The organism is Caballeronia sp. SL2Y3 (assembly GCF_022879575.1).
Taxonomy (GTDB): Bacteria; Pseudomonadota; Gammaproteobacteria; order Burkholderiales; family Burkholderiaceae; genus Caballeronia.
The window spans coordinates 2233564-2259472 of sequence record NZ_CP084260.1 but is presented as its reverse complement, the minus strand read 5'-3'; the positions used below and the strand labels follow the sequence as shown (position 1 = coordinate 2259472).

20 protein-coding genes and 1 pseudogene are annotated in these 25909 nt (G+C 63.2%); 14 read left to right on the top strand and 7 right to left on the bottom strand.

The window, feature by feature from the left end; genetic code table 11:
* Window positions 1–405: 405 nt before the first annotated feature.
* From LDZ26_RS10655 to LDZ26_RS10620, 8 genes and pseudogenes are all read left to right on the top strand, one after another.
* Window positions 406–1698, top strand: a complete 1293-nt coding sequence (locus LDZ26_RS10655) for a DUF2827 domain-containing protein (RefSeq protein ID WP_370650614.1) — start codon at window positions 406–408, stop codon at window positions 1696–1698.
* Window positions 1695–2854 (top strand): annotated as a pseudogene (locus LDZ26_RS10650) (DUF2827 domain-containing protein). The gene LDZ26_RS10655 and the pseudogene LDZ26_RS10650 overlap by 4 nt, the downstream one beginning before the upstream one ends.
* Window positions 2855–2900: 46 nt before the next feature.
* Window positions 2901–4028: a DUF2827 domain-containing protein gene (locus LDZ26_RS10645; RefSeq protein WP_244847212.1), complete on the top strand. Its 1128-nt coding sequence runs from the start codon at window positions 2901–2903 to the stop codon at window positions 4026–4028.
* A gap of 444 nt (window positions 4029–4472) precedes the next feature.
* The gene (locus LDZ26_RS25660; protein WP_370650613.1) at window positions 4473–5402 is read left to right on the top strand and encodes an ESPR-type extended signal peptide-containing protein; all 930 of its coding nucleotides are present in this window, start codon (window positions 4473–4475) and stop codon (window positions 5400–5402) included.
* Window positions 5403–5439: 37 nt separating this feature from the next.
* Window positions 5440–6648, top strand: a complete 1209-nt coding sequence (locus LDZ26_RS10635; protein ID WP_244847210.1) for a YadA-like family protein — start codon at window positions 5440–5442, stop codon at window positions 6646–6648.
* A 113-nt stretch (window positions 6649–6761) separates the two neighbouring features.
* The gene (locus tag LDZ26_RS10630) at window positions 6762–7064 is read left to right on the top strand and encodes a hypothetical protein (RefSeq protein WP_244847209.1); all 303 of its coding nucleotides are present in this window, start codon (window positions 6762–6764) and stop codon (window positions 7062–7064) included.
* 225 nt (window positions 7065–7289) lie between these two features.
* Window positions 7290–8654: a GntP family permease gene (locus LDZ26_RS10625; protein ID WP_244847208.1), complete on the top strand. Its 1365-nt coding sequence runs from the start codon at window positions 7290–7292 to the stop codon at window positions 8652–8654.
* A gap of 10 nt (window positions 8655–8664) precedes the next feature.
* Window positions 8665–9159, top strand: a complete 495-nt coding sequence (locus tag LDZ26_RS10620; protein ID WP_244847207.1) for a gluconokinase — start codon at window positions 8665–8667, stop codon at window positions 9157–9159.
* A 70-nt stretch (window positions 9160–9229) separates the two neighbouring features.
* On the opposite strand, the gene purB is transcribed toward LDZ26_RS10620, so the two are convergent.
* The 3 genes from purB to LDZ26_RS10605 all read right to left on the bottom strand — a co-directional run bounded on the left by purB (window position 9230) and on the right by LDZ26_RS10605 (window position 12448).
* Window positions 9230–10618, bottom strand: a complete 1389-nt coding sequence (gene purB, locus LDZ26_RS10615) for an adenylosuccinate lyase (protein WP_244847206.1) — start codon at window positions 10616–10618, stop codon at window positions 9230–9232.
* Window positions 10619–10706: 88 nt separating this feature from the next.
* Window positions 10707–11408: an N-acetylmuramate alpha-1-phosphate uridylyltransferase MurU gene (gene murU / locus LDZ26_RS10610; protein ID WP_244847205.1), complete on the bottom strand. Its 702-nt coding sequence runs from the start codon at window positions 11406–11408 to the stop codon at window positions 10707–10709.
* A gap of 14 nt (window positions 11409–11422) precedes the next feature.
* Window positions 11423–12448, bottom strand: coding sequence for an aminoglycoside phosphotransferase family protein (locus LDZ26_RS10605; protein ID WP_244847204.1), 1026 nt, complete (start codon window positions 12446–12448; stop codon window positions 11423–11425).
* A 246-nt stretch (window positions 12449–12694) separates the two neighbouring features.
* Here LDZ26_RS10605 and LDZ26_RS10600 point away from each other — a divergent pair, with 246 nt between their 5' ends.
* From LDZ26_RS10600 to rsmA, 4 genes are all read left to right on the top strand, one after another.
* Window positions 12695–15085, top strand: coding sequence for an LPS-assembly protein LptD (locus LDZ26_RS10600; RefSeq protein ID WP_244847203.1), 2391 nt, complete (start codon window positions 12695–12697; stop codon window positions 15083–15085).
* A gap of 71 nt (window positions 15086–15156) precedes the next feature.
* Entirely contained in the window at window positions 15157–16521 is a 1365-nt protein-coding gene (locus LDZ26_RS10595) for a peptidylprolyl isomerase (protein ID WP_370650612.1), read from the top strand.
* A 5-nt stretch (window positions 16522–16526) separates the two neighbouring features.
* The gene (gene pdxA, locus LDZ26_RS10590; RefSeq protein WP_244847201.1) at window positions 16527–17516 is read left to right on the top strand and encodes a 4-hydroxythreonine-4-phosphate dehydrogenase PdxA; all 990 of its coding nucleotides are present in this window, start codon (window positions 16527–16529) and stop codon (window positions 17514–17516) included.
* Window positions 17517–17535: 19 nt separating this feature from the next.
* A complete protein-coding gene (gene rsmA, locus LDZ26_RS10585; protein ID WP_244847200.1) occupies window positions 17536–18345 on the top strand; it encodes a 16S rRNA (adenine(1518)-N(6)/adenine(1519)-N(6))-dimethyltransferase RsmA in 810 nt (269 codons plus the stop codon).
* Between the two features lie 12 nt (window positions 18346–18357).
* Here the strand turns inward: rsmA and LDZ26_RS10580 are convergent, their stop codons facing one another.
* Entirely contained in the window at window positions 18358–18579 is a 222-nt protein-coding gene (locus tag LDZ26_RS10580; protein ID WP_244847199.1) for a hypothetical protein, read from the bottom strand.
* Window positions 18580–18759: 180 nt separating this feature from the next.
* Here LDZ26_RS10580 and LDZ26_RS10575 point away from each other — a divergent pair, with 180 nt between their 5' ends.
* Both LDZ26_RS10575 and LDZ26_RS10570 read left to right on the top strand, forming a co-directional pair.
* Window positions 18760–20025, top strand: a complete 1266-nt coding sequence (locus LDZ26_RS10575; RefSeq protein WP_244847198.1) for a DNA repair exonuclease — start codon at window positions 18760–18762, stop codon at window positions 20023–20025.
* 4 nt (window positions 20026–20029) lie between these two features.
* Window positions 20030–23494 (top strand): YhaN family protein, encoded by a 3465-nt coding sequence (locus LDZ26_RS10570; protein ID WP_244847197.1) that lies wholly within the window; start codon window positions 20030–20032, stop codon window positions 23492–23494.
* Window positions 23495–23508: 14 nt separating this feature from the next.
* Here LDZ26_RS10570 and LDZ26_RS10565 read toward each other — a convergent pair whose 3' ends face one another.
* The 3 genes from LDZ26_RS10565 to LDZ26_RS25655 form a co-directional block, all read right to left on the bottom strand.
* The gene (locus tag LDZ26_RS10565) at window positions 23509–24330 is read right to left on the bottom strand and encodes a Sir2 family NAD-dependent protein deacetylase (RefSeq protein ID WP_244847196.1); all 822 of its coding nucleotides are present in this window, start codon (window positions 24328–24330) and stop codon (window positions 23509–23511) included.
* Window positions 24327–25427: a YafY family protein gene (locus tag LDZ26_RS10560; protein ID WP_244847195.1), complete on the bottom strand. Its 1101-nt coding sequence runs from the start codon at window positions 25425–25427 to the stop codon at window positions 24327–24329. Before LDZ26_RS10560 ends, LDZ26_RS10565 begins: the two co-directional genes overlap by 4 nt.
* A gap of 84 nt (window positions 25428–25511) precedes the next feature.
* The gene (locus LDZ26_RS25655; RefSeq protein WP_370650611.1) at window positions 25512–25895 is read right to left on the bottom strand and encodes a response regulator transcription factor; all 384 of its coding nucleotides are present in this window, start codon (window positions 25893–25895) and stop codon (window positions 25512–25514) included.
* Window positions 25896–25909 lie beyond the last annotated feature (14 nt).

Genomic DNA, 25909 nt, shown 5'->3' with positions numbered 1-25909 from the left:
ATGTGCCGAATGACGACTATTCCGAATTGCCTAGATAAATAGAATGATAAAAAGCAATTGATTAGCGATTTAATTGTCCAGACGCAAAGATTATCGCCATTCGCCAAGTAATTGTCAGCCTTTGTCTGGCTGAAGTGTGCGGAACTCGGTGCCGCAGGCGGCAGTGACGCGTGCCGTGTACCGGAAGACCGCTACCTCTGCGCTCGAAGCGATAGCGTCCTGTCAAACCTTAACCAATTCGTTCCCTCCGTCTTCTTCTCGCGCACGTCCAGCGGCTGCGCTTCGCTTCCTTGCAGGATTCGAAACACTGGGACTACTCTTATAAATTTCTGGATCGCTGGGAAATTTCGACAATCTTCTATATATTCAAGCGGTAGGCTGCCCGTTCGTCCTTTAGACTCATTGATGCTTCCGCTCGTCCGTGGGGACTTCGGGCCGGGAATGTGTAATTCCGCGGCGCAGCCAAGCTTTGCCGATACAAAGCCGAAACATGCACGTTCATTTCAAAACACGCAGTCCCGCATTTCTGAGATATCAACTGTGACTATTCGAATCGGAATATCTGTCGTCACGCATCAAGGACAAAACATTTGGCAGAATGGTCTCGGCCAGAACGTTGTATTCCTGGGTGAGGCGTTGCAGCGGTTGCCTTTCGTAGAAAGCGTTTCACTCATCGACGTCGGTGATCAGAACATGTTGCCTCCGCAAGTGGATGCGTCGGCGAAAGGCATGCGCATCATGCGGACCCACGACGCGACGGATCACGTCGACGTCATCTTCGAGATGGGTGGCGCGCTCGACACGCAGTGGCTCGACCTGATGCGTGCGCGAGGCAAGAAGGTCGTGTATTACTGTTGCGGCCAGCCGTATGTGGGACTCGTCGAATCGCCGGTGTTCGACAAACCGGTGCACGTAATGCGGCCGGACCGTTACGACGAGATCTGGTTAATGGCCAAAGACCGTCTCTCCATTCCGATGATGCGCACGCTTCACCGTTGCGCTGTGCATCTCGTGCCCTTCATCTGGCATCCGCAGTTTCTGGAGCAGCGCATCGCGGAGGTCAGCGAACATGGACTTCATTACGGATATCAGCCGCGCGCCGAGGGGTCGCTGAATGCTCATGCGCAGCGGCAGGGCTTCCGCGTGTCGATCTTCGAGCCGAATATTTCAGTTGTCAAAACGTCGAGCATTCCCATGCTCGCCTGCGAAGAGGCTTACCGGAGCGATCCTTCCAGCGTGTCACACATGCATGTGCTGAACACATTGCACATGAAGGACCATCCGACGCTCGTGCAGATGGCCAACTCCCTGAATATCGTAAAAGACAGCAAGGCAACCTTCCACGGGCGCAACGATATTGCGGGCTTCATGGCGCAATTCTCCGATGCTGTCGTGTCGCATCAATGGGGCAACGACCAGAATTATCTTTATCTCGACGTGCTGTATGGCGGCTATCCGCTCGTGCACAACTCGCCTTGGCTCGACGCCGGGTACTACTACCCGGGTTTCGACTCGCAGGAAGGCGGGCGCCAACTGTTGCGCGCGGCGCGGGAACACGATGCGTCGCTTGCCGATTATCGAGCCCGCGCGCAGCGTGTCATCGACTCAGTGAATCCCTTCAATCAAGCGAACCTGGACAGCTTTGCCGACCGGTTACTGAACCTTTTCAAAGGTAGCGAGGCGAAGCTCGGCGTATGAACAAGCAAACACATTCCCGTATGCCGGAACGGCTCAATGTCGGCGTATCGATCTTTATCCGTAAAGGCGAGCAGTCGCTCTGGGAAAACGGCATTTTCCAGAATTGCCTTTATCTTGTGATGTTGCTGAAACTCTCGCCGCGCGTGAAGGCCACCTACCTCGTGACGGGCGGCGGAGACGGCGGTCCGGAAGACGCGAAGCGTTTTTTGGTGGATTCGCCGGCGCCGCTCATCGACATGGAAACGGCGATGACCACGCTCGACGTGATGATCGAGATGAGCGCGCAACTCAACCGCGAATGGTCGATCAAGTTCCGAGAGAAGGGCGGCAAGATCATTACGATGCGCGTTGGTAACGATTATGTGATCGACATCGAGCGCATGGTTTTCAATCTCCAGCACGCGTTGCTGATTTCGGGCGCGCCTTACGACGAAGTCTGGACGCTTCCCGAATACGAAAGCAGCTGCGCGCCGTATTTCGAGACGCTTTTCCGCGCGCCGGTCAAACTCATGCCGCATCTTTGGAGCCCGGTGGTGCTGGACCGCGAAGTCGCGAAGTTACCGGAAGGGCAGTCGTTCGGCTATCAACCTGGTCGCCGCCGCTGGCGTATCGGCATTTTCGAACCGAACGTCTGCATGGTGAAGACGAGTTTCATTCCCATGCTCTGCTGCGAGGCGGCGCATCGAGAGAATCCCGACATGATCGAGCGCATGTATGCATATAACACCTTCAAGCTGAAGGAGCATCCGGCGTTCGCGGGATTCGCGCAGAGCCTCGATCTGGTCAAGCACGGACTGGGCTTTTTCGAGGGCCGTTACCCGTTCGCGCAGATCGTGCCGGTGTCGGTGGATGCCGTGGTCAGTCACCAGTGGGAGAACCCGCAGAATTACGTCTATTACGAGGCGTTATACGGTGGTTACCCGCTCATTCATAACTCGCATCTCATCGGGAATTGCGGCTACCGCTATCACGATTTTGACTGCGAGGAAGGCGGGAAGGCGGGAAGGCGTTGCGTCGCGCTTTCACGGTGCACGATGAGAATCTGGCAAGTTACCGTGCGACAGCGAAAGCGTTTCTCCATACGCTCGATCCGGAGAACGAAGACAACGTGCGTATCTACACGCAGGCGATAGAGGCGGTTTACGCGAGAACATGATCGCAGAAACAATTGAACGGACAGCGCGGCACTGGAGTATCGGACGATGAAAAAGCTTCGTGTTGTAATTACGATCGGTCTACATCACGAGGCCGAGACTTTGTGGAACAACGGCATCAAGCAGAACGCGGTCTTTCTCGCTGAGGCGCTGAAGAATTGTCCGAACGTGCAAAGCGTGGTGCTCGTTAACACGACACACGTTCCGATCACGGACAAGCTGCCGTGGGACCTGAATCGCTGGCCGACCGTGACCTTCAGCGCCGCGAAGGACAACATCGATGTGCTTATCGAGTTGGGCGGGCAGATCGACCCGGGCGCGACCGAGTACCTGAAGCAGCGGGGCGCGCGGCTTGTTTCCTATTGTTGCGGATTCGAATATGTCCACACGATGGAATCCATTCTGTTCAACAAGCCCAGCTTCGGGGACAACCTGTTCGTCAATCAGCGTTACGACGACATCTGGATGATCCCGCAGGTCGCCAATATCAGTCAGCCCTATTTCGAAGTGCTGCGTCGACAGACAGCGCGAGTCGTTCCTTTCATTTGGAGCCCGGTGTTTCTGAACGCACGCACGGCTCATTTGCCCGACTCGGGTCAGTACCGTCCATACGGCGGTCCGCGGCGACTGAGCGTGATGGAACCTAACATTAACGTCGTCAAATTCTGCCTGTATCCGGCGATGATTGCGGAGCTCGCCTATCGTGAGCGGCCGGACGCCATCGAGTTGCTCCAAGTGACCAACGCGCAGCACCTTGCAATCAATTGCAGGGAATTTATCTCGCTGATGAACCAACTTGATATCGTGCGCCAACACAAGGCGGTATTTCTCGGGCGCTTCGATACGCCGACTTTCCTGGCAGAAAAGACGGATATCGTTGTCTCTCACCAATGGGAGAATCCGCTGAATTATTTTTACCTCGAGGTGTGCTGGCAAGGATACCCGCTTGTGCACAATGCGACGTTGTGCACGGATCTCGGTTACTACTACCAGGCAAACAACGTGAGTGAAGGAGCGCGCAGAGTCATCGAGGCGATAGACGGCCACGACCAGCAAGCCGCGCAGTATCGCGAGGAGCAGCGTAAAGCGATCTCGCGTTTCCTACCGGACGATCCGAAACTCGTCGCTGACTACAGCCAATTGCTGAATGCCTTGATGGATAAGGCGCTGCGCTGATCCACCTCCGCATACTGATCTTTTCCCCGCTATAAGCTATTGGCCGGCTTTTTCTGACCGGCCATTTAGCCATCTTCGCAGTCCGCCTGTCTTTAGCTTGACCGCCGCCGCGCAGGCGGTGCGTCGCATTGCCAAATGATTTTCTTCCGCGCCTAGCGAATGGCCGCGACTATTTCTGCTTCGTTTTAACAAAATTTCTCGTCGCGCCCGGACCTGAACGACGCCTGAACGCCCTGTTCTTGGCTATTGGGTGCTGAGTCATTCGTATATAGGAATTTGCTGAAAATCTGTGCGGCCGCATTATCGTGGTGTCGATGGAGTTTCTTCGAATTTAGGATGTGTCCGCTTTAAGAAAGGTGCGTGCGTGAATATCCTCTGTCTTGGTCAAAGGTGTTTCTTTCTTTTTTTGTAAAAGACACTCGTTTTTGTGGGTCAATTCGGTTTATGAATAAGTCATACCGCAGTATTTGGAATGAGAAGGCAGGGACGTTCGTCGCCGTCGCAGAAACCGCGATGGCGCGTGGCAAGAAGGTCTCGAGCGGCGCTGTCGCCGCAGGGAACGGGAGCGGCGCAGCGTCGGGGGAGTTCAGCCTCGCCAAGGCCGTCCTGAACGGCCGGGTCACGGCCGGCGTGGCGGCATCGGTCGCGCTCCTGTTCGGGCATGGATCTGCGTGGGCGGGAGTGCCCGTCGTGACGGCGTGCTCCAGTGGAACAGGCACCGGCTTCAATAACACAGCGACGTATTCGGGTTCGCTCTCTACCGGCCTGAGTTCCACCACGAGCACCGTGAGCGGCATTTCGGCGAGCCTCAGCACGACAAACAGCGCAGTCAGCAGCCTCTCGACGGGGCTCAGCACCACGAACAGCGCGGTCAACAGCCTTTCGACGGGCCTTGGCACCGTCAATAGCAACGCGAGCTCGATGTCGAGTTCCGTGAATACGTTGTCCACCGGTCTCAGCACGACGAACAGCGCGGTAACGAGCCTGTCGACCGGCATGAGCACGGTCGGAAGCAAGGTCGACAGCATCTCGACCGGCCTCAGCACGGCGAGCAGCCAGGTTGATAGTCTGTCGACTGGCGTGAATTCGTTGTCCAACTCCATTTCGACTGGCGTTGGTTCGCTGTCCACTGGCCTCAGCACGACCGGCAGTGCAGTGAGCAGCCTGTCGACCGGCTTGAGCACGACCAATAGCCGGGTCGACATGCTGTCGACGGGCCTGAGCACGACGAGCAGCAAGGTCGACAGCGTGTCGACCGCAGTGAACACGCTGTCGACGGGCCTGAGCACCACCAACAGCGCGGTGAGCAGCCTGTCGAGTGGCCTGAGCACGACCAACAGCACGGTGAACGCGTTGTCGACCGACCGGCTTTAGTTCGCTGTCCACGTCGATCTCCACCGGCGTCAACTCGATGTCGACGACCATCAGCTCGATGTCGACCAGTATCAACTCGGTGTCGACAACGGTTAGCACGGTGGTAAGCGACATCACGAGCCTCTCGACCGCAGTCAGCACCGCGACGAACGGCGGCGGCATGAAGTACTTCCACGCCAACTCGGTCCTGATCGACTCGTCGGCGACGGGCAAGAACTCCATCGCCATCGGCGGCAATGCTTCCGCGACGGCCGAAAACGCTGTGGCGTTGGCGACGAACGCGGTCGCCGACCAGGCGAACACGGTTTCGTTCGGCAACAGCACGGACAAGCTGCGGATCACGAACATTGCTGACGGTATCGCCGACAGTGACGTTGCCACGGTGGGCCAGTTGAAGCAGTCCGGTCTGTACGACGGCGGCAACAAGGCGACAAAGACTGCGGTGACGTTCGACACCGGCGCCAGCGGCGAGAACGACTACGGCAACATTACGCTCGCGGGCGCCAACGGCACGCAGATTCACAATGTTCAGGCCGGCGTCGCGCCGACGGACCTGGCCAACAAGGCGCAGTTGGATGCGCTGGCCAGTTCCATCCAGAACGTGACGGCGAACGACAGTCCGCTCTTCGCAGCAAACGGCGACCGCACGACCGAAGCGGCTGTCGCGAGCGGCCCGCATGCAACGGCGGCTGGCGCACACGCTCAGGCAACCGGCATGAACACCGCCGCCTATGGCGCAGGTTCGCTCGCAAGCGGCAACTACGCCACTGCGATCGGCGCGAACAGCCAGGCGACGGCGGACAACTCCGTTGCTTTGGGTGCCAGCTCCGTGGCGGATCGTGCGCAGACCGTGTCGGTGGGTTCGGCTGGAAACGAACGCCAGATCACGAACGTGGCTGCGGGTACGCAAGACACGGACATGGTCAACGTCAAGCAGCTGGGCGACGCGGTGTCGCAGGCCAACAGCTACACCGATAACGCTGTCAGCGGCATGCAGAACCAGGTGAACAGCATCGGCCGCAGCGCCTACTCGGGCATCGCGGCGGCCACGGCGCTGGCGATGGTTCCGAACATCGATCAGGACAAGACCATGTCCGTCGGTGTGGGCGGTGCGTCGTTCCAAGGCTATGCGGCTGCGGCCGTCGCGCTGAACCTGCGCGTCACGCAAAACCTCGTGCTGAAGGCGGGTGCAGGTACGAGCCGCAACGGCACCGTGTACAGCGCCAACGCGTCGTATCGCTGGTAAGCAGCGGCCCGGGGGAAACTCGGGCAGAGCGGGCGATCGCCACGCGCGATCGCCCGATCACCCGATCACCCACCGTCGCTATCCAGCCACTCGCATGAACTGACGAAACCAAGATGTCCAAACTTCTTATCACCGCTCTCGTATGCGCCGGCGCGCTCTCCGCCTGTTCGACGGATACGGGCATGACCTACACCGCCCGCAGAGTCAACATTGCCGGAGAACCGAACGCCTATCGAGTGACGTGCTCGGGTCTTTTCGAATCGCAGAACGCGTGCACGGCAGCCGCTGCAAACATTTGCAAGGAACAGCAGGTCGTCGTGGCGCAAGGCGTCGATAGCGTTCCCGGCGGCGGCAATCCGCGCGAAATGACTTTCAGGTGCGGCGATCCGCGCGCAGCAGCCAAACCGGCTGCATAGTCGCAGAAGCAATCCCAAAAACCGATACTCCAGCGAGTATCGGTTTTTTGCTTTTTGGCGTGAACATTGCGTCGGCTGCCGTTTACCGACGCATTTCCCGCTTACCAGTAGAATTCGGTTCGTCCGCGCCGTGCGTGCGCTTGCCGGACATTGCCCGACAAAGCAGGGCAGCGACGGCAAACGCACGGGCAGCGCAAATAATCTCAACAAAATCAAGGAGGCGTTATGCCAGCCGTCCACGGGAGCATGTTGCTGCTCTACGCGGTGATCGCGATCGCGGTTCTGATCCTGATGATCGCCCGCTTCAAGGTTTACCCATTTCTGGTGCTCATGATCGTGTCGGTGTTGCTGGCCCTCGCGGTCGGAATGCCGATGGACAAAATCGTCAAGTCGTTCGAAACCGGCAACGGCAACACGCTCGGCCACATCGCGGTCGTGGTCGGTCTCGGGACCATGCTCGGCAAGATGATGGCCGAATCCGGCGGCGCCGAGCGCATCGCGAATACGCTTATTAATCTCTTCGGCGAGAAGAACATTCACTGGGCGATGATGGTCGTCGCGATCATCGTTGGCCTGCCGGTTTTCTTCGAAGTCGGTTTCGTGCTGCTTATTCCCATCGCGTTCAACGTCGCGAGACGAACCGGCAAGTCGCTGCTGCTGATCGGCCTGCCGATGGTCGCAGGTCTTTCTGTCGTGCACGGTCTGATTCCGCCGCACCCGGCCGCGTTGCTCGCCGTGCAGGCGTACCACGCGGATATCGGCAAGACCATCGCTTACGGTCTGATCGTCGGCGTGCCGACCGCGATCGTCGCCGGTCCGCTTTTCGCGCTCTTGATCCACAAGTACGTCAAGCTGCCGGATGCCAACGCGCTCGCCGATCAGTTCACGCAAAAGCATGGCGACACCGAGAAGAAGCGTGACCTGCCGAGCTTCGGCATCACGCTGTTCACCATCTTGCTGCCGGTCATTCTGATGCTAGTCGGAAGCTGGGCCGATCTGATCTTTGCGCCGAAGACCTTGCCGAACAATCTGCTGCGCTTCATCGGCCAGTCGGATATGGCGCTCTTGATCGCCGTGCTGGTCAGCTTCTGGACTTTCGGCGCGAAACAGGGCTTCAATCGCGAGCAGATTCAGAAGTTCTGCGGCGAGTGTCTTGCTCCGATCGCAGGCATTACGCTGATCGTGGGCGCGGGCGGCGGCTTCGGTCAGGTTCTGCGCGATAGCGGCATCTCGCAGCAGATCGTCTCGACGGCGGCGTCGGCGAACCTGTCGCCGCTGTTGCTCGGCTGGTTCGTCGCTGCGCTCATTCGTCTCGCGACGGGTTCGGCTACAGTTGCCATGACGACCGCGTGCGGCATCGTCGCACCGGTCGCGGCGGCAGCGGGCGGGCACGTCACGCCGGAATTGCTGGTGCTGGCCACGGGCTCGGGCTCGCTCATCTTCTCGCATGTGAACGATGGCGGCTTCTGGCTGATCAAAGAATATTTCGGGATGACGGTCGGACAGACGTTCAAGACCTGGTCGTTGCTGGAAACCATCATTTCTCTGATGGGACTCGGTTTGACCCTCGCACTCGCGGCGGTCGTGTAAGGAGCTTTAGATGATTCTCATCGCGATGGGCGTGTCGGGCGCCGGCAAGACCCGAATCGGCGAATTGCTGGCGGAGCGCCTGCATTGTCCGTTCACGGACGGCGACGCCTTTCACAGCGCCGCCAACAAGGAAAAGATGCACCACGGCATTCCTCTCACCGACGAAGACCGTTGGCCGTGGCTCGAGACCATACGCGCGGCGATCGAAGAGAAGCAGCGCGCCGGCGAGACGGCGGTGTTCACGTGTTCGTCGCTCAAGCGCTCGTACCGCGACATCCTGCGCGACGGCGACAAGGACGTGTGCTTCGTCTATCTGCACGGCACTTTCGAGACGCTGCAGGAGCGCCTGCAAACGCGCACCGGACACTTCTTCGATCCGTCGCTGCTGGAGAGCCAGCTCAACACGCTCGAAGAACCGGGCGAGGACGAGGCGATCATCGAGAGCATCGAGAAGACGCCTGAGCAGATCGTCGATGACGTGATCGAGAAGCTCAAGACGCGCTGAACGTGCTGCAAAGAATAAGCCCCGCGCTCGCGAGAGCGCGGGGCTTTCTTTTGCTACGCGGCGGCCAGCGTTAAGCGATACGCTTCGCCAGCTGCGCCGCCTTGCCGATGTACGACGCCGGCGTCATGTCGAGCAGCAGTTGCTTCGCGTCGGCCGGAATCGCGAGGCCGCCGATGAACGCTTGCAGCGCCTCGCGCGTGATGCCTTTGCCGCGCGTCAGTTCCTTCAGTTGCTCGTACGGATTTTCGATGCCGTAACGGCGCATCACGGTCTGCACCGGCTCCGCGAGCACTTCCCAGCAGTTGTCGAGGTCTTCGTTCAGCCGCGCGGCGTTCACTTCCAGCTTGTCGAGCCCGCGGATCAGCGCGTCATACGCGAGCAGCGAATAGCCGAACGCGACGCCGATGTTGCGCAGCACGGTCGAATCGGTGAGATCGCGCTGCCAGCGCGAAATCGGCAGCTTGTCGGCGAGGTGGCGCAGCGTCGCGTTCGCGAGACCGAGATTGCCTTCGGAGTTCTCGAAGTCGATCGGATTGACCTTGTGCGGCATCGTCGAAGAACCAATTTCGCCAGCCTTCGTGCGCTGCTTGAAGTAGCCGAGCGAGATGTAGCCCCAGACGTCGCGGTCGAGGTCCAGCAGGATCGTGTTTGCGCGCGCGACGGCGTCGAACAGTTCGGCCATGTAATCGTGCGGTTCGATCTGGATCGTGTACGGATTGAACGTGAGCTTCAGCCGGTTCTCGACGACATCCTTCGAGAACGCTTCCCAGTCGAACTCCGGATACGCCGACAGATGCGCGTTGTAGTTGCCGACCGCGCCGTTCATCTTGCCGAGCAGCGGCACATGCGCGATACGCTCGATCGCACGCGACAGGCGCGCCGCGACGTTCGCGATTTCCTTGCCGAGCGTCGTCGGGCTGGCGGGCTGGCCGTGCGTGCGCGAAAGCATCGGCTGTTCGGCGTGCGTGTGCGCGAGCTTGACGAGGCGCTCGTGCACCGAACGCAGCGCGGGCAGGATCACGTGTTCGCGAGCGCCCGCGAGCATGAGCCCATGCGACGTGTTGTTGATGTCTTCCGACGTGCAAGCGAAATGGATGAACTCGCTCGCGCGCTCCAGTTCCGGCTGGCCCTTGACCGATTCCTTGAGCCAGTACTCGACCGCCTTCACGTCATGATTCGTGACGCGTTCGATATCCTTGATGCGCGCCGCGTCGTGCGCGGTGAAGCGGCTGACGAGGCCCAGCAGAAACTGCTCGGCGGCTTCGGAAAAGCGCGGCACTTCGGCGAAACCCGCACGCGAGAGCGCGATCAGCCAGTGAATCTCGACCGTCACGCGATGACGCATGAAAGCCGCTTCGGAAAGCCAGTCGCGCAGTGCTTCGGTTTTGGCGGCGTAGCGGCCGTCGAGCGGCGAAAGCGCGGTGAGCGCAAAGAGGGTATCGGGGCGAGTATCGGACATGGTGACGTGTCGGCAGCGGCGTGCGGCTGGAGGGAAAAGACGGAAGAACCGCGCATTTTACCATCGGATGCGTCCCATTCCGGGGCGCTCAGCGCGCGCGAAGTTCCTTGTCCAGCGACTGAAGCTGCTGCGGCGTGCCGACGTTCTCCCAGCGGCCTTCGTACAGTTCGCCGGTCGCGCGTCCCTGCGCGATGGTTTCGCGATAGTAGGGCGTCAGCGCGCGCCGTGTGCCGGGCGCGAGATCGCGGAACATGCGCGTGTCATACAGACCGATGTTGCCGAACGTGTAGCGCGGCGAGCCATCGAGCGCGAGCTTGCCGTTGATCAGCGCGAAATCGCCGTTCGGGTGAAACGGCGGATTCGGCGTCATCACCAGATGCAGGCCCGGCTGTTCGCTGCGCGTGAGTTCGCCGGCGCGTTCCCGCAGCGTCGCGTAGTCGAAATCGCAGAACACGTCGCCGCTCACCGCGATGAACACGCCTTCGCCGATCAGCGGCAACGCCTTCGCGATGCCGCCCGCCGTTTCGAGCGCCTCCCCCTCGGGCGAAAAGCGCAACTCGACGCCCCAACGCGATCCGTCGCCGAGCGCCGCTTCGATCTGCGCGCCGAGCCATGCGTGATTGATGACGATGGTTCCGACGCCCGCCGCCGCGAGCCGCTCGATCTGCCAGACGATGAGCGGCTTGCCGCCCGCTTCGAGCAGCGGCTTCGGGCATGTATCGGTGAGCGGGCGCATGCGCTCGCCGCGGCCGGCGGCGAAGATCATCGCCGTCTTCAGGTGTTGGGTCATGCGTGAATGGCGAATCAGAATGTATAGCCGACTTCGACCGCGCGGCCTTCGAGCGAATCGAGCAGGCGCGCGAACGGCCAGAGCGGCGCATAACGCTCCGCGACCTTGCGCGCATAGCCGATGAAACGCGGCAGATCCGCCAGATAGTGTGACTTGCCGTCGCGATAATGGATGCGCGCGAACAGCCCGAGCACCTTGATGTGGCGTTGCAGGCCCATCCATTCGAGTTGACGATAGAACTCGCCGAAGTCCAGATCGACGTCCAGTCCTGCCTTCTTCGCGCGCTCCCAGTAATACGCGATGCAATCGAGCTGAAACTCCTCGTCCCAACTGATAAACGCGTCGCGCATGAGCGAGGCCATGTCGTACGTGATCGGGCCGTACACCGCGTCCTGAAAATCCAGCACGCCGGGGTTCGGCTCGCTCACCATCAGATTGCGCGGCATGAAATCGCGCAGCATGAAGGTCTGCGGCTGCGCGAGCGCGCTTTCTGCGAGCAGCGTGAACGTGTCGTCGAGCGTCTTGCGTTCGTCCGCCGTCACTTCGCGGCCCAGATGCCGGCCGATGAACCACTCGGGCATCAGTTCCATCTCGCGGCGCAGGAACGCTTCGTCGAACGGCGGCAGCACGCCTTCGCGCGCGGTCCGCTGAAAGCGGATCAGGCTGTCGATGGCCGCGCGCATCAAGGGCCGTGCGTTCTTTTCATCGAGCACGGACATGTACGTGGTCGTGCCGAGATCGGTGACGAGCATGAAGCCCGCGTCGAAATCCGTTTGCAGAATCTTGGGCACATGCACGTTCGCAGCCTCCAGCAGGCCCGCGACCTGCACGAACTCGCGACACTTTTCCGGCGGCGGAGCGTCGACGGCGATCAGCGTCTTGCCGTGCTCGGAATCGCAGTCGAGACGGAAATAGCGGCGAAAACTGGCGTCGGCGGAGGCGGGGGCGAGGCTGTCCAGATTCAGCCGATAGGTTTCGGCGAAAGTCTGAAGCCAGGAACGGAGTTGCTCGAAGCGGGTGTCGGCGGGAATGTGCGTCATAAATTCGAGAGGCAAAACATCTTGCCATATAATACCCCACGACTTTTTTAAGCGATCCTTGAGCTATCTGTTCGCGCCTGGCGCCAGGCGCCGACGACCGTGCCGCGTCATCGTTCGATCGAGTGTCGTCCCTGCCTAGCCACGGACCGTCGAATTCACTCCGGCAATGACGCGGGCGAACCGCGGCCGCTCAGTTGGCGGCATCGAGCGCGTCCGACGCGAACGGGATCGAACCGCCACCCATACATGCCGCCACGACAGTTTCCCGCATCGAAGATTCAAGGCGACGCACAGCCACGCCGGCGGCGGCTCGTCGCCGCGCTGCTTTCCGTACCCGGCCTGATGCCCGCTCTCGCGCATGCGCAGCTCGCCGGTCCGGCCGCCGACGCGCAGCCGATCGACGGTCCGGGCAGCCTGCGTCTCGCGCCGCAGTTGCTCGAACGGCCGCTCAAAAGCGGTCAGCAGCCCACGACCTTCCTGCTCGGCGACAAGGCCACCGGCACGTCCGACGAGGACATGGCGGCGAAAGGCTCCGCCGAAGTGCGCCGCACGGTCACGGTCATCAAGGCCGACGCGTTGCATTACGATCAGGACACGGACATGGCCGATGCTTTCGGTCACGTCAGGCTCATCAACAACGGCGTGTCGTTCGTCGGCCCGGAAGCGCATCTGAAGGTGGATTCGAACGAAGGGTTCATGACGAACCCGAAGTACCACTTCAATCTGACGGGCGGCTCGGGCAGCGCGGAGCGCATCGATCTGATCGACAACGAGCGGGCGCGCGTCGATCACGGCACCTATACCGCGTGCCAGTGCGACACGAACCCGGCGTGGTACATCAAGGGCTCGTCGTTCGATTTCGATACCGGCTCGGAAGAAGGCATCGCGCATAACGGCGTGCTGTTCTTCCAGGGCGTGCCCGTGTTCGCGAGCCCGTGGCTCTCGTTCCCGCTGACGGGCGACCGCCGCAGCGGCCTGTTGCCGCCGACGTTCTCGCTCAGTTCGACGACGGGCTTCGAAGCGACGATCCCGTACTATTTCAACATCGCGCCGAACCGCGATCTGACCGTCACGCCGCGCATCATGTCGCGGCGCGGCGTGCTCGGCGAAGCGAACTACCGCTACCTCTCGCCGACGTACTCGGGCTCGCTCACGGTCGACTATCTGCCGAACGACCGCGAAACGCACACGAACCGTTATGCGATCTTCTGGCAGCATCAGCAGAACTTCGGCGGCGGCTTTGGCGGCTACGTCAATTACAACAAGGTTTCGGACGATCAATATCCGGAAGACCTAGGCAACGCGTCGAATCAGTTCCTGAACGGCACGCAGCTGCTGTATCAGCAGGAAGCCGGGCTCACGTACAACAACGGGCCGTGGTCCGTGCTCGCCCGCGAGCAACGCTGGCAGACGCTGCAGCCGTCGATTCCGCCGTACGCGCGCGAACCACAGTTGAACGTGCAGTACAACAAGTACAACGTCGGCGGCTTCGATTACGGCGCGGAAGCGGACTTCACGCGCTTCACGATCACGCAGGAAGGCGCGACCGACGGTCAGCGCATGTACTTGAACCCGTACGTGAGTTACGGGATCAACGCGCCGGGCTACTTCTTCACGCCGAAGGTTCAGTGGCACTTCGCGTCGTACGACCTGAGTCACATCGCGACGGGGCCCATCCCGGGCCAGCCGCTGACGCCGGCCGGGCAGCCGAAGAATTTCACCGAGTCGATTCCCACGGTCAGTCTCGATACGGGGCTCGTGTTCGACCGTTCCGTGCGGCTCTTCGGGCAGGACTACATTCAGACGCTCGAACCGCGGCTCTATTACGTCTACACGCCGTATCGCAATCAGAATTTCGCGCCGATCTTCGATACCGCCGAAGCCGACTTCGGGCTCGCGGAAATCTACACGCCTAACACCTTCGTCGGTAACGACCGCATCGCGGACGCGAACCGCCTGACGGCCGGGCTGACCACGCGCTTCATCAATCCGGCGACGGGCGACGAGCGCGCGCGCTTCGTGATCGCGCAGCAGTACTATTTCACGAGCCAGCGCGTCACGATCAGCCAGGACCAGCCGATCAACGAGGCCAAGCACTCGGACCTGATCGCCGGCGCGGCAATCAAGCTGGGCGCTGGTTTCGCTTCGGAAACCGCGTTCCAATATAATGTCGACAATAACCAGCTCGTGCGCACGAGCGTCGGCTTCGCGTTCAGTCCGGCGGACCGCAAGGTCATCAACGTCGGCTACCGGTACACGCGCTCGAACCAGACCACGCTCGTCAACGAGCCGATCAACCAGTTGCTGGTGTCCGGCGAATGGCCGCTGACGAACCGTCTCTATGCCGTCGCGCGTGTCAATTATGATCTTGCCGGCCACCGGCTCGTCGACGGCCTCGTGGGCTTCCAGTACGATGCCGACTGCTGGGCGCTCGGCTTCGGCGCGCAGCGTTACGCCAACGGCGTGAACACGAGCGGCCAGCCTTCGTCGGGTACGCGCGTGCTTGCGCAGATCACGTTCAAGGGCTTGTCGAAGGTCGACAACGGTCTCGTCAGCGCGTTCCGCGCGAGCGTTCAGGGCTATCAGCCGCCGCCGCCGTCCGCTCCGCCGCTCGCCCGCTTCAGCGACTACGAGTGACAAGCCGTACTACAACGCCAAAGAAGCGCACAGCGCACGAATGGGTCAAGTCTGGATTTGATGGAGTATCTGTGGCAAACATGAAACTGTTTCGATCGACGGCGATTGCCGCGGGCGCGCTGACAGCGGCGCTGATGGTGAGTTCGCCGGCCGGTGCGCAGGCGTTGTCGAACCCGAATGTGCAGGTGGCGGATTCCGTCGTCGCGGTGGTGAACGACGGCGTCATCACGCAACGCGAGCTGGAAGAGCGCACGAGCCTGATCGTGCAGCGGCTCAAGCAGCAGAACGCGCCTGTGCCGCCCATCGAACAGATGCGGCGTCAGGTGCTCGACCAGATGGTGCTCGAACGCATCCAGTTGCAGAAGGCGAAAGAGGACGGCATCGTGATCGACGACGCCACTGTCAACCGCACGCTGCAACGCCTCGCGCAGCAGAATCAGATGACGCTCGACGTCTACCGCTCGCGCATCGAGGCGCAAGGCGTGCCGTGGGCGACGTTCGTGCGCGACGCGCGCACCGAACTCACGCTCTCGAAGCTGCGCGAGAAGGAAGTCGACAGCAAGATCACCGTGTCGGACGGCGAAGTGGCGAACTACATCGCCAGCCAGCGCGGGCCGGGCGCGCGCAACGCGAGCGACCTGCATCTGCAGCACATCATGTTCAAGCTCGCGTCGAACGCGCCGGATTCGGAGGTCGCGACGGTGCAGGCCAAGGCCGACGCCGTGCTCAAGCAGGCGCAGGCCGGCGAAGACTTCGCGAAGCTGGCCAAGCAGAATTCGCAAGACACCGACGCCAGCAAGGGCGGCGACCTCGGCTTTCGCACGCCGGGCACGCTGCCGGCAGGCATCGTCTCGGCGGTGTCGGGGCTGCGTCCGGGCCAGGTTGTGCCGACGCTCCTGCGCACCGACGGCGGCTTCGAGATCGTGAAGCTGGTGGAACGTCGCGCGAGCGAAGGCACCGCAGCCGATGCGCCGAAGCTCGTGCAAACGCATGTGCGCCACATTCTGCTGCGCGTGTCGGACGGCATGTCGGAAGCGAGCGCGCGCCAGAAGCTGCTCGATATCAAGCAGCAAGTGGCCGCGGGCGGCGACTTCGCCAACTTCGCGCGCACGTACTCGCAGGACGGCTCGGCCTCGCAAGGCGGCGACCTCGGCTGGATCAGCCCCGGCGAAACCGTGCCCGAATTCGAGCGCGCCATGAACAACCTGCAGGACGGCGCGGTGAGCGACCCCGTGCGCAGCGAATACGGCTATCACCTGATTCAGGTGCTCGGCCGCCGCGATGCGGAAGGGACCGCCACGCAACAGCTCGACATCGCGCGTCAGGCAATCGGTCAGCGCAAGGCCGAGCAGGCGTACTCCGACTGGCTGCGCGAACTGCGCGACACGGCGTACGTGCAGTACAAGGGCATCGCTGCGCAAGAGGCGCAGCAGTAAGCCGCATGAGCACCGCCGCGCATCCGGACAGGCCGCTTACCGTCGCCATCACGACCGGCGAACCGGCTGGCGTCGGTCCGGAACTGACGGCTGCGGCGCTCGCTCAGGCGCAAGAGCGTTGGCCGTCGGTGCGCTTTGTCGTGCTCGGCGACCGTGCGTTGCTCGAAGCGCGTTCGGGCGCTGCCTGGCCCTCGAACGGCGACCTCATCGAGATCGAACATCACGCGCTTGCCGCGCCCGCCGAAGCCGGCAAGCTGAACGCGGCAAACGGGCGCTACGTGCTCGGCCTGCTCGATGCCGCCATCGACGGCGCAGTGGCGGGCCGTTTCGATGCCATCGTCACCGCGCCGCTGCAAAAGAGCACGATCAACGATGCCGGCGTCCCCTTCACCGGCCACACCGAATATCTCGCGGAGCGCACGCACACGCCGCGCGTCGTGATGATGCTCGCGGGCAGCGGCGAGCGCCCGTTGCGCGTCGCGCTCGCGACCACGCATTTGCCGCTGAAGGACGTATCGGCTGCGTTGAGCATCGACGGCATCGTGGAGACGTTGCGCATCATCGACCATGATCTGCGCGCGCATTTCGGACTCGCCGCGCCGCGTATTCTCGTGACGGGTCTGAATCCGCACGCGGGCGAAAACGGCTATCTGGGCCGCGAGGAAATCGATGTGATCGCGCCCGCGCTCGAACGCGCCCGCGCGCTCGGCATCGACGCGCCGGGTCCGTATCCCGCCGACACGCTGTTCCAGCCGCGCTATCTGAAAGACGCCGACTGTGTGCTCGCCATGTTTCACGATCAGGGCCTGCCGGTGCTGAAATACGCGACGTTCGGCGAAGGCATCAACGTGACGCTCGGCCTGCCGATCATCCGCACCTCGGTCGATCACGGCACCGCGCTCGATCTCGCGGGCACGGGCCGCGCGGACCCCGGCAGCATGATCGCCGCCATCGACGCCGCCGTGACCATGGCGCGCCACAAACGCAGCGCCTGAGCGCATCCAACGAAAACGTATGTCCACACGACACCAGGGCCATCTGGCGCGCAAACGCTTCGGCCAGAACTTTCTCGTCGATCAGGGCGTGATCGATTCCATCGTCGACGCCATCGGGCCGCAGCGCGGCGAGCGCATGGTCGAGATCGGGCCGGGGCTCGCGGCGCTCACCGAGCCGTTGATCGAGCGCCTCGCCACGCCCGAGTCGCCGCTGCACGCCGTTGAACTTGACCGCGACCTGATCGGGCGGCTGGAAAAGCGCTTCGGCGAGCGGCTCGTCGTGCATTCGGCGGATGCGCTCGAATTCGACTTCGGCACGCTCGCGCTCGCGGGCGACAAGCCGTCGCTGCGTATCGTCGGCAATCTGCCGTACAACATTTCGAGTCCGCTGCTGTTCCATCTGACGACGTTCGCGCCGAAGGTCATCGACCAGCACTTCATGCTTCAGGACGAAGTGGTCGAGCGCATGATCGCCGAGCCCGCGAGCAAGGAATACGGGCGTTTGTCGGTGATGCTGCAATACCGCTACGTGATGGACAAGCTGATCGACGTGCCGCCCGAATCGTTCCAGCCGCCGCCGAAGGTCAATTCCGCGATCGTGCGCATGATTCCGTTCGCGCCGCATGAACTGCCGGCGGTCAACGAAACCGTGCTGAGCGATGTCGTCAAGGCCGCGTTCGCGCAGCGTCGCAAGGTCTTGCGCAACAATCTCGCGGCGTATCGCGACAAGGTCGATTTCGATGCGCTCGGCTTCGATCTCGCGCGTCGCGCCGAAGAAGTGCCGGTGGCGGAGTTCGTCGCGCTGGCGCAGGCTCTCGAGCGCAGTTGATTCGCCGGTTCGTCATTGGCATGTCGCCTCGCATTCGTCGGAGGCGAGCAGTTTCATCAAACGGTCGAGCCGCATGCGCTGATCGCGCTGCAAGCCGCGCGTCGCGCTGACCTGCTGCACGCGCTTGCGCCAGTAGGTCTGGCCGAATAGCGAATTCGCGCCTTCAGCCGACAAGACGCGCTCCAGATGCACGATCGCGGCGTCGACGTTATGAGCGGTGTAGGGACTGGTCATCGGGTTACCTCGCTGCGTGTTGACGTTGACGAATTCTGCGTGCGTGTCGGGACATTTCGCGTCTCTTGAGCGCGGGCCGAGGCACCGCGTCGAACGAGACGCGAAATGTCCCGAACGTCTGCAAGCATCGTCGTTCGAACACGCGAGAAGCGCGACCACTCATTCAAAGGAGACAGCGCCATGCGCTTCATTCACGCGGCCGATATTCATCTCGACAGCCCGCTGCACGGGCTCTCCGCCTACGCCGACGCGCCCGCCGACATGCTGCGCAACGCCACGCGCGAGGCGTTTTCGAAGCTCGTGTCGGTCGCCATCGACGAGCAAGTGGACTTCATGGTCATCGCGGGCGACCTGTACGACGGCACCTGGCGCGATCACAACACCGGCATCTTCTTCTGCAAGGAGATGGGCAAACTGCGGCGCGCGGGCATTCCGGTGTATCTGCTCTACGGCAATCACGACGCCGAGAGCGAAATGACGAGCCAGCTTCAGTTGCCGGACAACGTCCACACGTTTTCGACGAAGAAGCCGCAGACATATCGCATCGACGCGCTGAAGGTCGCGCTGCACGGCCACAGCTTCAAGGACAAGGCGGTGACGACGAATCTCGTGACCGCGTATCCGCCGCCTGTCGACGGCTATTTCAATATCGGCGTGCTGCATACGGCGCTCGAAGGCGCGGCGATGCACGCGAGCTACGCGCCGTGCACGGTCGCCGAACTGCATGCGCGCGAGTATCACTACTGGGCACTCGGCCACGTGCATGAATTCGCGATCTGGCAGGAAGCATCGACGATCGTATTTCCGGGCAACTTGCAGGGGCGCACCATTCGCGAGACGGGCCGGCGCGGCGCGGTGCTCGTCAGCGTGTCCGAGGCGGAGGAGGTCAGCGTCGAGCGGCTGTTCATCGACGTATTGCGCTGGGAAGCCGTGAATGTCGATGCTTCCGGCCTCGACACGCTCGATGAAGTCGCGCGCGCGGCCGGCCGTGCGCTGGAGGCGCTGGTGGATGCCGCCGAGCGCCCGGTGCCGCATGCGGTGCGCGTGAGCATCACTGGCGCGACGAAGGCGCACGGCGAACTCTTCGCCAACGAGAAGCAGCTACGCGCCGAAGTGCTCGCGCAGATCGCGGCGATCAGCCATGACCGCTTGTGGCTCGAAAAGGTGAAAGTCGCGACGCAGCCGATCACGCGCGAACGCACCGCAGCGGATCTGGCCGATGGCGGCGACGCGCTCGCCGATCTTCACGCGCTTCTGATCGAAGCCGAATCCGATCCCGAATTCCTCGGCATGCTCAAAGACAGGCTCATCACGCTCGCGACGCAAGCGCCGAGCGACTTGCAGAAGTCCGTGCCCAAGCTCGACTACGTGCGCGATGGCGATCTTGCCAAGCTCGTGAGCGAAGCGCGCTCCGGCCTCATCGCGCAACTGGCGGACGCGGAGTAACGGGATGCGCATCAGTCAGCTCGATCTCATCCGCTTCGGCAAATTCACGGATCACGCCGTCGAATTTCCGCGGGCGGAGCACGATTTCCATTTCGTCGTCGGCCCGAACGAGGCGGGCAAGTCCACCATCAAGACGGCCATTTCCGAACTGCTTTTCGGCATGCCGCATAGCTCGTCGCTCGCGTTTTTGCATCCGCAAAGCGATCTGCGGCTCGGCGCGAAGCTGGAGAAAGACGGCGCGGCGCTCCGATTTCATCGCACAAAGAGCCGCAAGTCGCCGCTCACGACGCCGAACGGCAACCCGCTCGCCGCCGATGCGCTCGCGCCGTTTCTCGGCACCGCCGACAAGAGCTTCTTCGAGCAGATGTACTGCCTCGATCACACCGCGCTGATTCGCGGCGGCCAGAGCATTCTCGACGCATCGAGCGATGTCGGGCAGGTGCTGTTTCAGTCGGCGGCGGGCATCGCGAGTCTGGGAGAGGTGCGCCAGCGTCTCGCCGACGAAGCCGACAGTCTCTGGGCCAAGCGCAAGTCGGGCGAGCGGGCGTACTACGTCGCGCTGAAGCATTACGAAGAAGCCACCGCCGAACTGAAGGCGGCGAGCGTGCGGACGGCGCAGTGGCGCCGGGCGCACGGCGCGGTGGAGGAGGCGCAGGAGCGCAGCCGCGAGCAGGAAGCGCGTCGCGCGGAACTCGAAGTCATGCGCGCGAAGCTCGAACGCATCCGCCGCGCCGCGCCGTATCTCAACGTCTGGCGCGCGAAGTCGGCCGAACTCGGCGCACTCGGCGATACCGCCGATCTGCCCGCCAACGCCGAAGCGACGCTGCAAAACGCGCTCACGCGGCTGGCGTCGGCGCAGACCGCGCATGATCTGCACATTCGCGACGTCGAGCAGTTGCAGAAAGACTTGAGCGAGATTCGCATCGATCAGGCGCTGCTCGCGGTCGAAGCGGATATTCGCGCGCTCGAAGGGACGCGGCATCAATGCGCGAATCATGCGAACGAAATCGCGCGGCTCGAACACGAAGTCGCCGTGCGCGTGCGGCAGATCGCGCAGGACTGCGCGCAACTCGGCTGGCCGCAAGATGAAGCGAGCGCGCGGCAGTCGCTGCCCGGACCGCTCGTGCTTCAGACCGTGTCGAGTCTGATGCTCGATCGCGGCGAACTGGAACTCGCGGCCAGCAACGCCGAGCGCGCGGCGCAAGAGAGCGCGGAGCACATCGCGGCGTTGCAGACGCGGCTCGCCGCGCTGTCCGATTGCGACGTCGCGCCCGGCTTGCGCATGGCGCTGCGGGCCGCACAGAAGTCTCGCGATACCGCGACGACGCAGCGCCGCCTCGACGACGCCCGCCGCGAAGCCGACCACGCCTTGCAGGCGGCGCTCGCATCGCTCGGCAAGTGGACGCTGCCGCTGCCCGAATTGCGCGCGATGACGCTGCCCGCCGCCGAGCGCATCGCGATGCTTCGCGACGAACGGCAGGCGCTGGCCTCGCGGCTCGCGATGGCCGGCGATCGGCTGAAGGAAGCGCAAGACGCGCTGCACGCGACGCAGACCGAACTGGGCGATTTCGTGCAGACGCACGATGTCGTGACGGCTGCCGATGTCCGCGAGGCACGCGATGCGCGCAACGCCGCGTGGCACGCCATCCGCGCGGGCGAGACGCCGCTCGCCGCAGCCGCGCCGCGCTTCGAAACCGCGATGCACGCCGCCGACGGGCTCGCGGATCGTCAGATCGGCTCCGTCGGGCAGGCAACGCAGCTCGTCGCGCTGAAGCGGCGCGTGGCGGCGGAACAGGAAACCGTCGCGCGTCGCGAGCAGGCCGCGCGCGATGCCGCGACGGCGCTCGCTGAATTCGACGCCGCGTGGGCCGCGCTGGCCGCTCAATCGCAAATCGCGGACATGGCGCTCGACGACGCGCCGTCCTGGCTCGCGCGCCGCGATCAGGCGCTTGCCGCATGGCAGACGCTCGACCGCTGCACGGAAGAACTCGCACGCGAATCCGCCGATGCACAAGCGCGCCGGGCCGAACTCGCGCGGCAACTCGCGCAGGCGGGCGTGGCTGCCGATGCATCCGCCGACCTCGACGCGCTATGCGACATCGCCGAGCGCCATATCAGCACCATCGACGAGGCAGCGGTCACGCGGCGCCACGTGAGCGAACAACTGGACGCGGCCCGCGCCGAGAGCATCGCGCGTCAACGCGCCGCGAAGACCGCGCGCGAGTCGTTCGAGCAGTGGCAGCGCGACTGGTCGGCGGCGGTCGGGCGCGCAGGGCTCGCAATCGCGGCGGAGTCGCAGGCGGCGGCGGAAACGGCCATCGGCATCGTGAAGAAAATCGGCGATCAACTCGCGCAAGTCGATGCCATCCGCTCGCAACAGATCGAACCGATGCGCGCGTCGCTTGCCGCGTTCCAAGCGGACGCGGCGCGGCTCGCCACGCACATCGACCGTGAGCTTGCCGCGCTCGAAGCAAGCGGCATTTCGGCGGAACTGTCGTCGCGGCTGGAGAGCGCGTGCGTGGCGCGCGGCGAAGCGGAGCGCATCCGCAAGGAATTGGCGACCGCCAACGAGCAAGCGAGCGCCGCGAAGGCTGCGCTCGACGAAGCGCGCGCGACTTTGCGCCCGCTCTACGAACTCGCGGGCGTGGATACGCCCGAACTGCTGGCCGCGCGCATCGCCGAGTCGCAACGAAAGCGCGACCTGACCGCCGCCGTGAACGAGGCGCGCGACGCGTTCATCAAAGGCGGCGACGGACTCGCGCTCGACGCGCTGATCGCGGAAGTGGACGGCGCGGACATCGCGGACGTGCAGGCGCAACTGTCGCTGACGAGCAGCGCGCTCAACGAATCGGTGAAAGTCTCGACCGCGCTGGCCGCCGAACTCGACGCGGCGGAACGTGAATTGAAGGCGATCTCGGGCGAAGCCAACGCGGCGCGCGCCGAGGCCAAGCGTCAGGAAGCGCTTGCCGCCATGGCCGACGCCGCCGAGCGCTTCATCAAGGTGGAGACGGCATCGACGCTGCTGAAGTGGGCCATCGACCGTTACCGCGAGCGCCGCCAGGGTCCGATGCTGTCGCGCGCGAGCGCCATCTTCGCGGAGCTGACGCTCGGGGCGTTCTCGCGGCTCGTCGTCGATTACGACCGCCAGCCGATGGCGCTCGCCGCCGTGCGCGCGACGAACGGCGCGCATGTCGAGATCGGCGGAATGAGCGAGGGCACGCGCGATCAGCTTTTTCTCGCGCTGCGGCTCGCGGCGCTGGAGGAACACGGCGAGAAGGCATCGGCGCTGCCGTTCGTCGCGGACGATCTGTTCATCAATTTCGACGATGGCCGCGCGCGCGCCGGCCTGCGCGTGCTGGCGCATATCGCCAGGCGCACACAGGTGATTTTTCTGAGCCACCACGATCATCTCGTCGGCATGGTGCGCGAAGTGTTCGGGCCGCAGGTCAACGTGAGATATATGGGCTGAAGGGCGAGGCGTCCTCAGCCGTTCAGCGCGCGATCGAGCCGCAGCAGCGTGTCCTTCGCGCCGCCTGCGATGCCCAAGCCCACGCCCGGCGCAATGCCGTACTCGCGCGGATTGATGCGCACGACGCGCGGGCCGTGCCGTTCGCTGAAGCGCCGCACCGTCGGCAGCGCGCGGCCCGCGCCCAGTTCCACCACGACGAGCCGTTCGACGTTTCGAAGCCAAGCCGCAAGTCGCCGTTCCTCTTGCGCCGATTGCGTGTCGATCCAGTTCCAGTCACCGAACATCAAAATGTTCGGACGCGCGAGACGGCCGCAATGCGGACAAAGCGGCAACGCGTTGACGAGTTCGCAGCGGCCTTCGTCGACGACCGGCTCGAACGCGTCGGCGGGCCAGATGTCGTTCGTGCAGGCGTCGATGCACTGCATCGCGTGGATCGCGCCGTGGCACTGCGCGACGCGCTCGGCGGCGAAACCGGCGCGCTGGAACTGGCCATCGACGTTGCTCGTGAACACGAACGCGCCGTGACGCATGCGCGCGCCCCAGCGCCGCAGCATGTCGAAACCTTCGTGCGGCTGCGTCGCGCGATACAGCGCCAGCCGATGCCCGTAGAAGCCCCACGCAAGACGCGGATGCCGCACGAAGCCCTGGGGATTCGCCATCTCTTCGAATGAAAAGCCGTGATGCCGCAACGCCGGATACGCGCGCCAGAAGCCTTCCGGTCCGCGGAAGTCGGGCAGGCCCGAATCGACGCCCATGCCCGCGCCGGCCGTGACGAGCAGGCCATCGGCGTCGGCGATCCACGCAGCCGCTTGCTGGATGAGCGCTTCGTCGCTCATGCCGCTTCTCCTGCGTGCGCGCGTGCCGTTGCATGCCGATAGCGGTTCGCGAGCTTCAGATAGTCCTGCGCGAACTCATCGCGCAACGCTTGCGGCGCAAGAATCTCGACGCCCGCGCCGAGCGCCCGCAGCCACCAGCGCAGCTTGAGACTCGGCGTGACGGTGCCGGTCACCTTCATGCGGCCGTCGGGCAGGGTGTCGATCTGCTGATCCTTCGACATCGGCGATTCGCGCAACTGATTGCCCGCGCTGCCTTCGAACGCAAGCTCCAGCTTCACGGCCGGTTCCGGCAGAAAGTCGAATGCCTGCTGCGTCTCGATGTACTTGCGCAGCCGGAAGTCCGCCGGATAGCTGAACGATTCGCCCGACTCCGTAACAGACCGGATGCGGTCCAGCCGATACAGCGCACGCGCCGATTCCGGCTCGCCTTCGCCGGCCGGCGGCGCGCGGAGCGGGTCCTGCGCGACCATGTACATGACGCCCGCCGATTCGACGAGCGCGAGCGGCCAGAGGCGCTTCGTCTTCGGCGCATCGCTCTTTTCCTTGCTTTCGCTGCGGTACGCGGCGCGATACTGCACGAGCAATTCCCGCTCGAAGAACGTCGCGGTCGCCACCGTGTTGAAGATCTCCGGACGCAGCTTCGGGCGAATCAGCGTGAACGCGCCATCCACGGAATCGATCTTGTCGGCCCACGCGCGATACATGCGGCTGTCCGCTTTTTCCTGCGACAGCCGCGCTTCTGCCGCCTTGAACAGCGGATCGATGTCTTGGGTGACGGCGGCCGGCAGTTTGTTGCCCGCGAAGCGCTGGAGAATATGAAACGCGACGGCCTCCGACGCGCTCATCAACCCGACGCCTTCCTGAAGGCCGTGCAGCCAAGGCTTGCGCTGCCACAGCAACTCGCGGCCGTTGATGGTGGAGATGACGCGCGACTCGGCTTCCAGCGCGCTCAGATGGCGCTGCACCTTTTTCGTATATCCGACGCGATGCCCGCGCTCTTCGAGCCGGCGGCGCACTTCGGGCGTCGAGAGCCACGAGACGGCGTCCCGTTCCGTCGGCAGCACGCGGAGAATGGCTTCGTCGAGACTGGAGGTCATGGCGCGGTTCCTTGAGGCGTTATCGCCTCATTATAGGAACGACCGGGACACAAGGTGTCTCGAACGACAAGTCGCAAGCGATGCCTACTGAATCAGCTCCTGCTTACGCACCCAGACCATCGCGTCGTAACGGCCCGATACGCCCAGTTTGGCGAAGATATTGCGCAGGTTCCATTTCACGGTTTCGAGCGTGACGTTCAGCGTAAGCGCGATGCGCTTGTTCGACATGGCCTGCGCGACCAGCCCGAGAATTTCGACCTCGCGTTGCGTGAGCACCGCAGCCGTCTTCGACGTGTTCGCGCGCCGCAGCATCGACGCGGCGTCGTCCGCGCTGGCGCTATCGGCGAACTTCGCGACCAGCTCTTCCAGATAGCGCAGGCTGAATGCGTCGAGCCGCTTCTCGCGCAACAGAGCGCCGAGTTGCTTGCCGACGATATGCGCTTCATCGACGAACGTCCGCATGAACATTCAGGCCGCCAAAG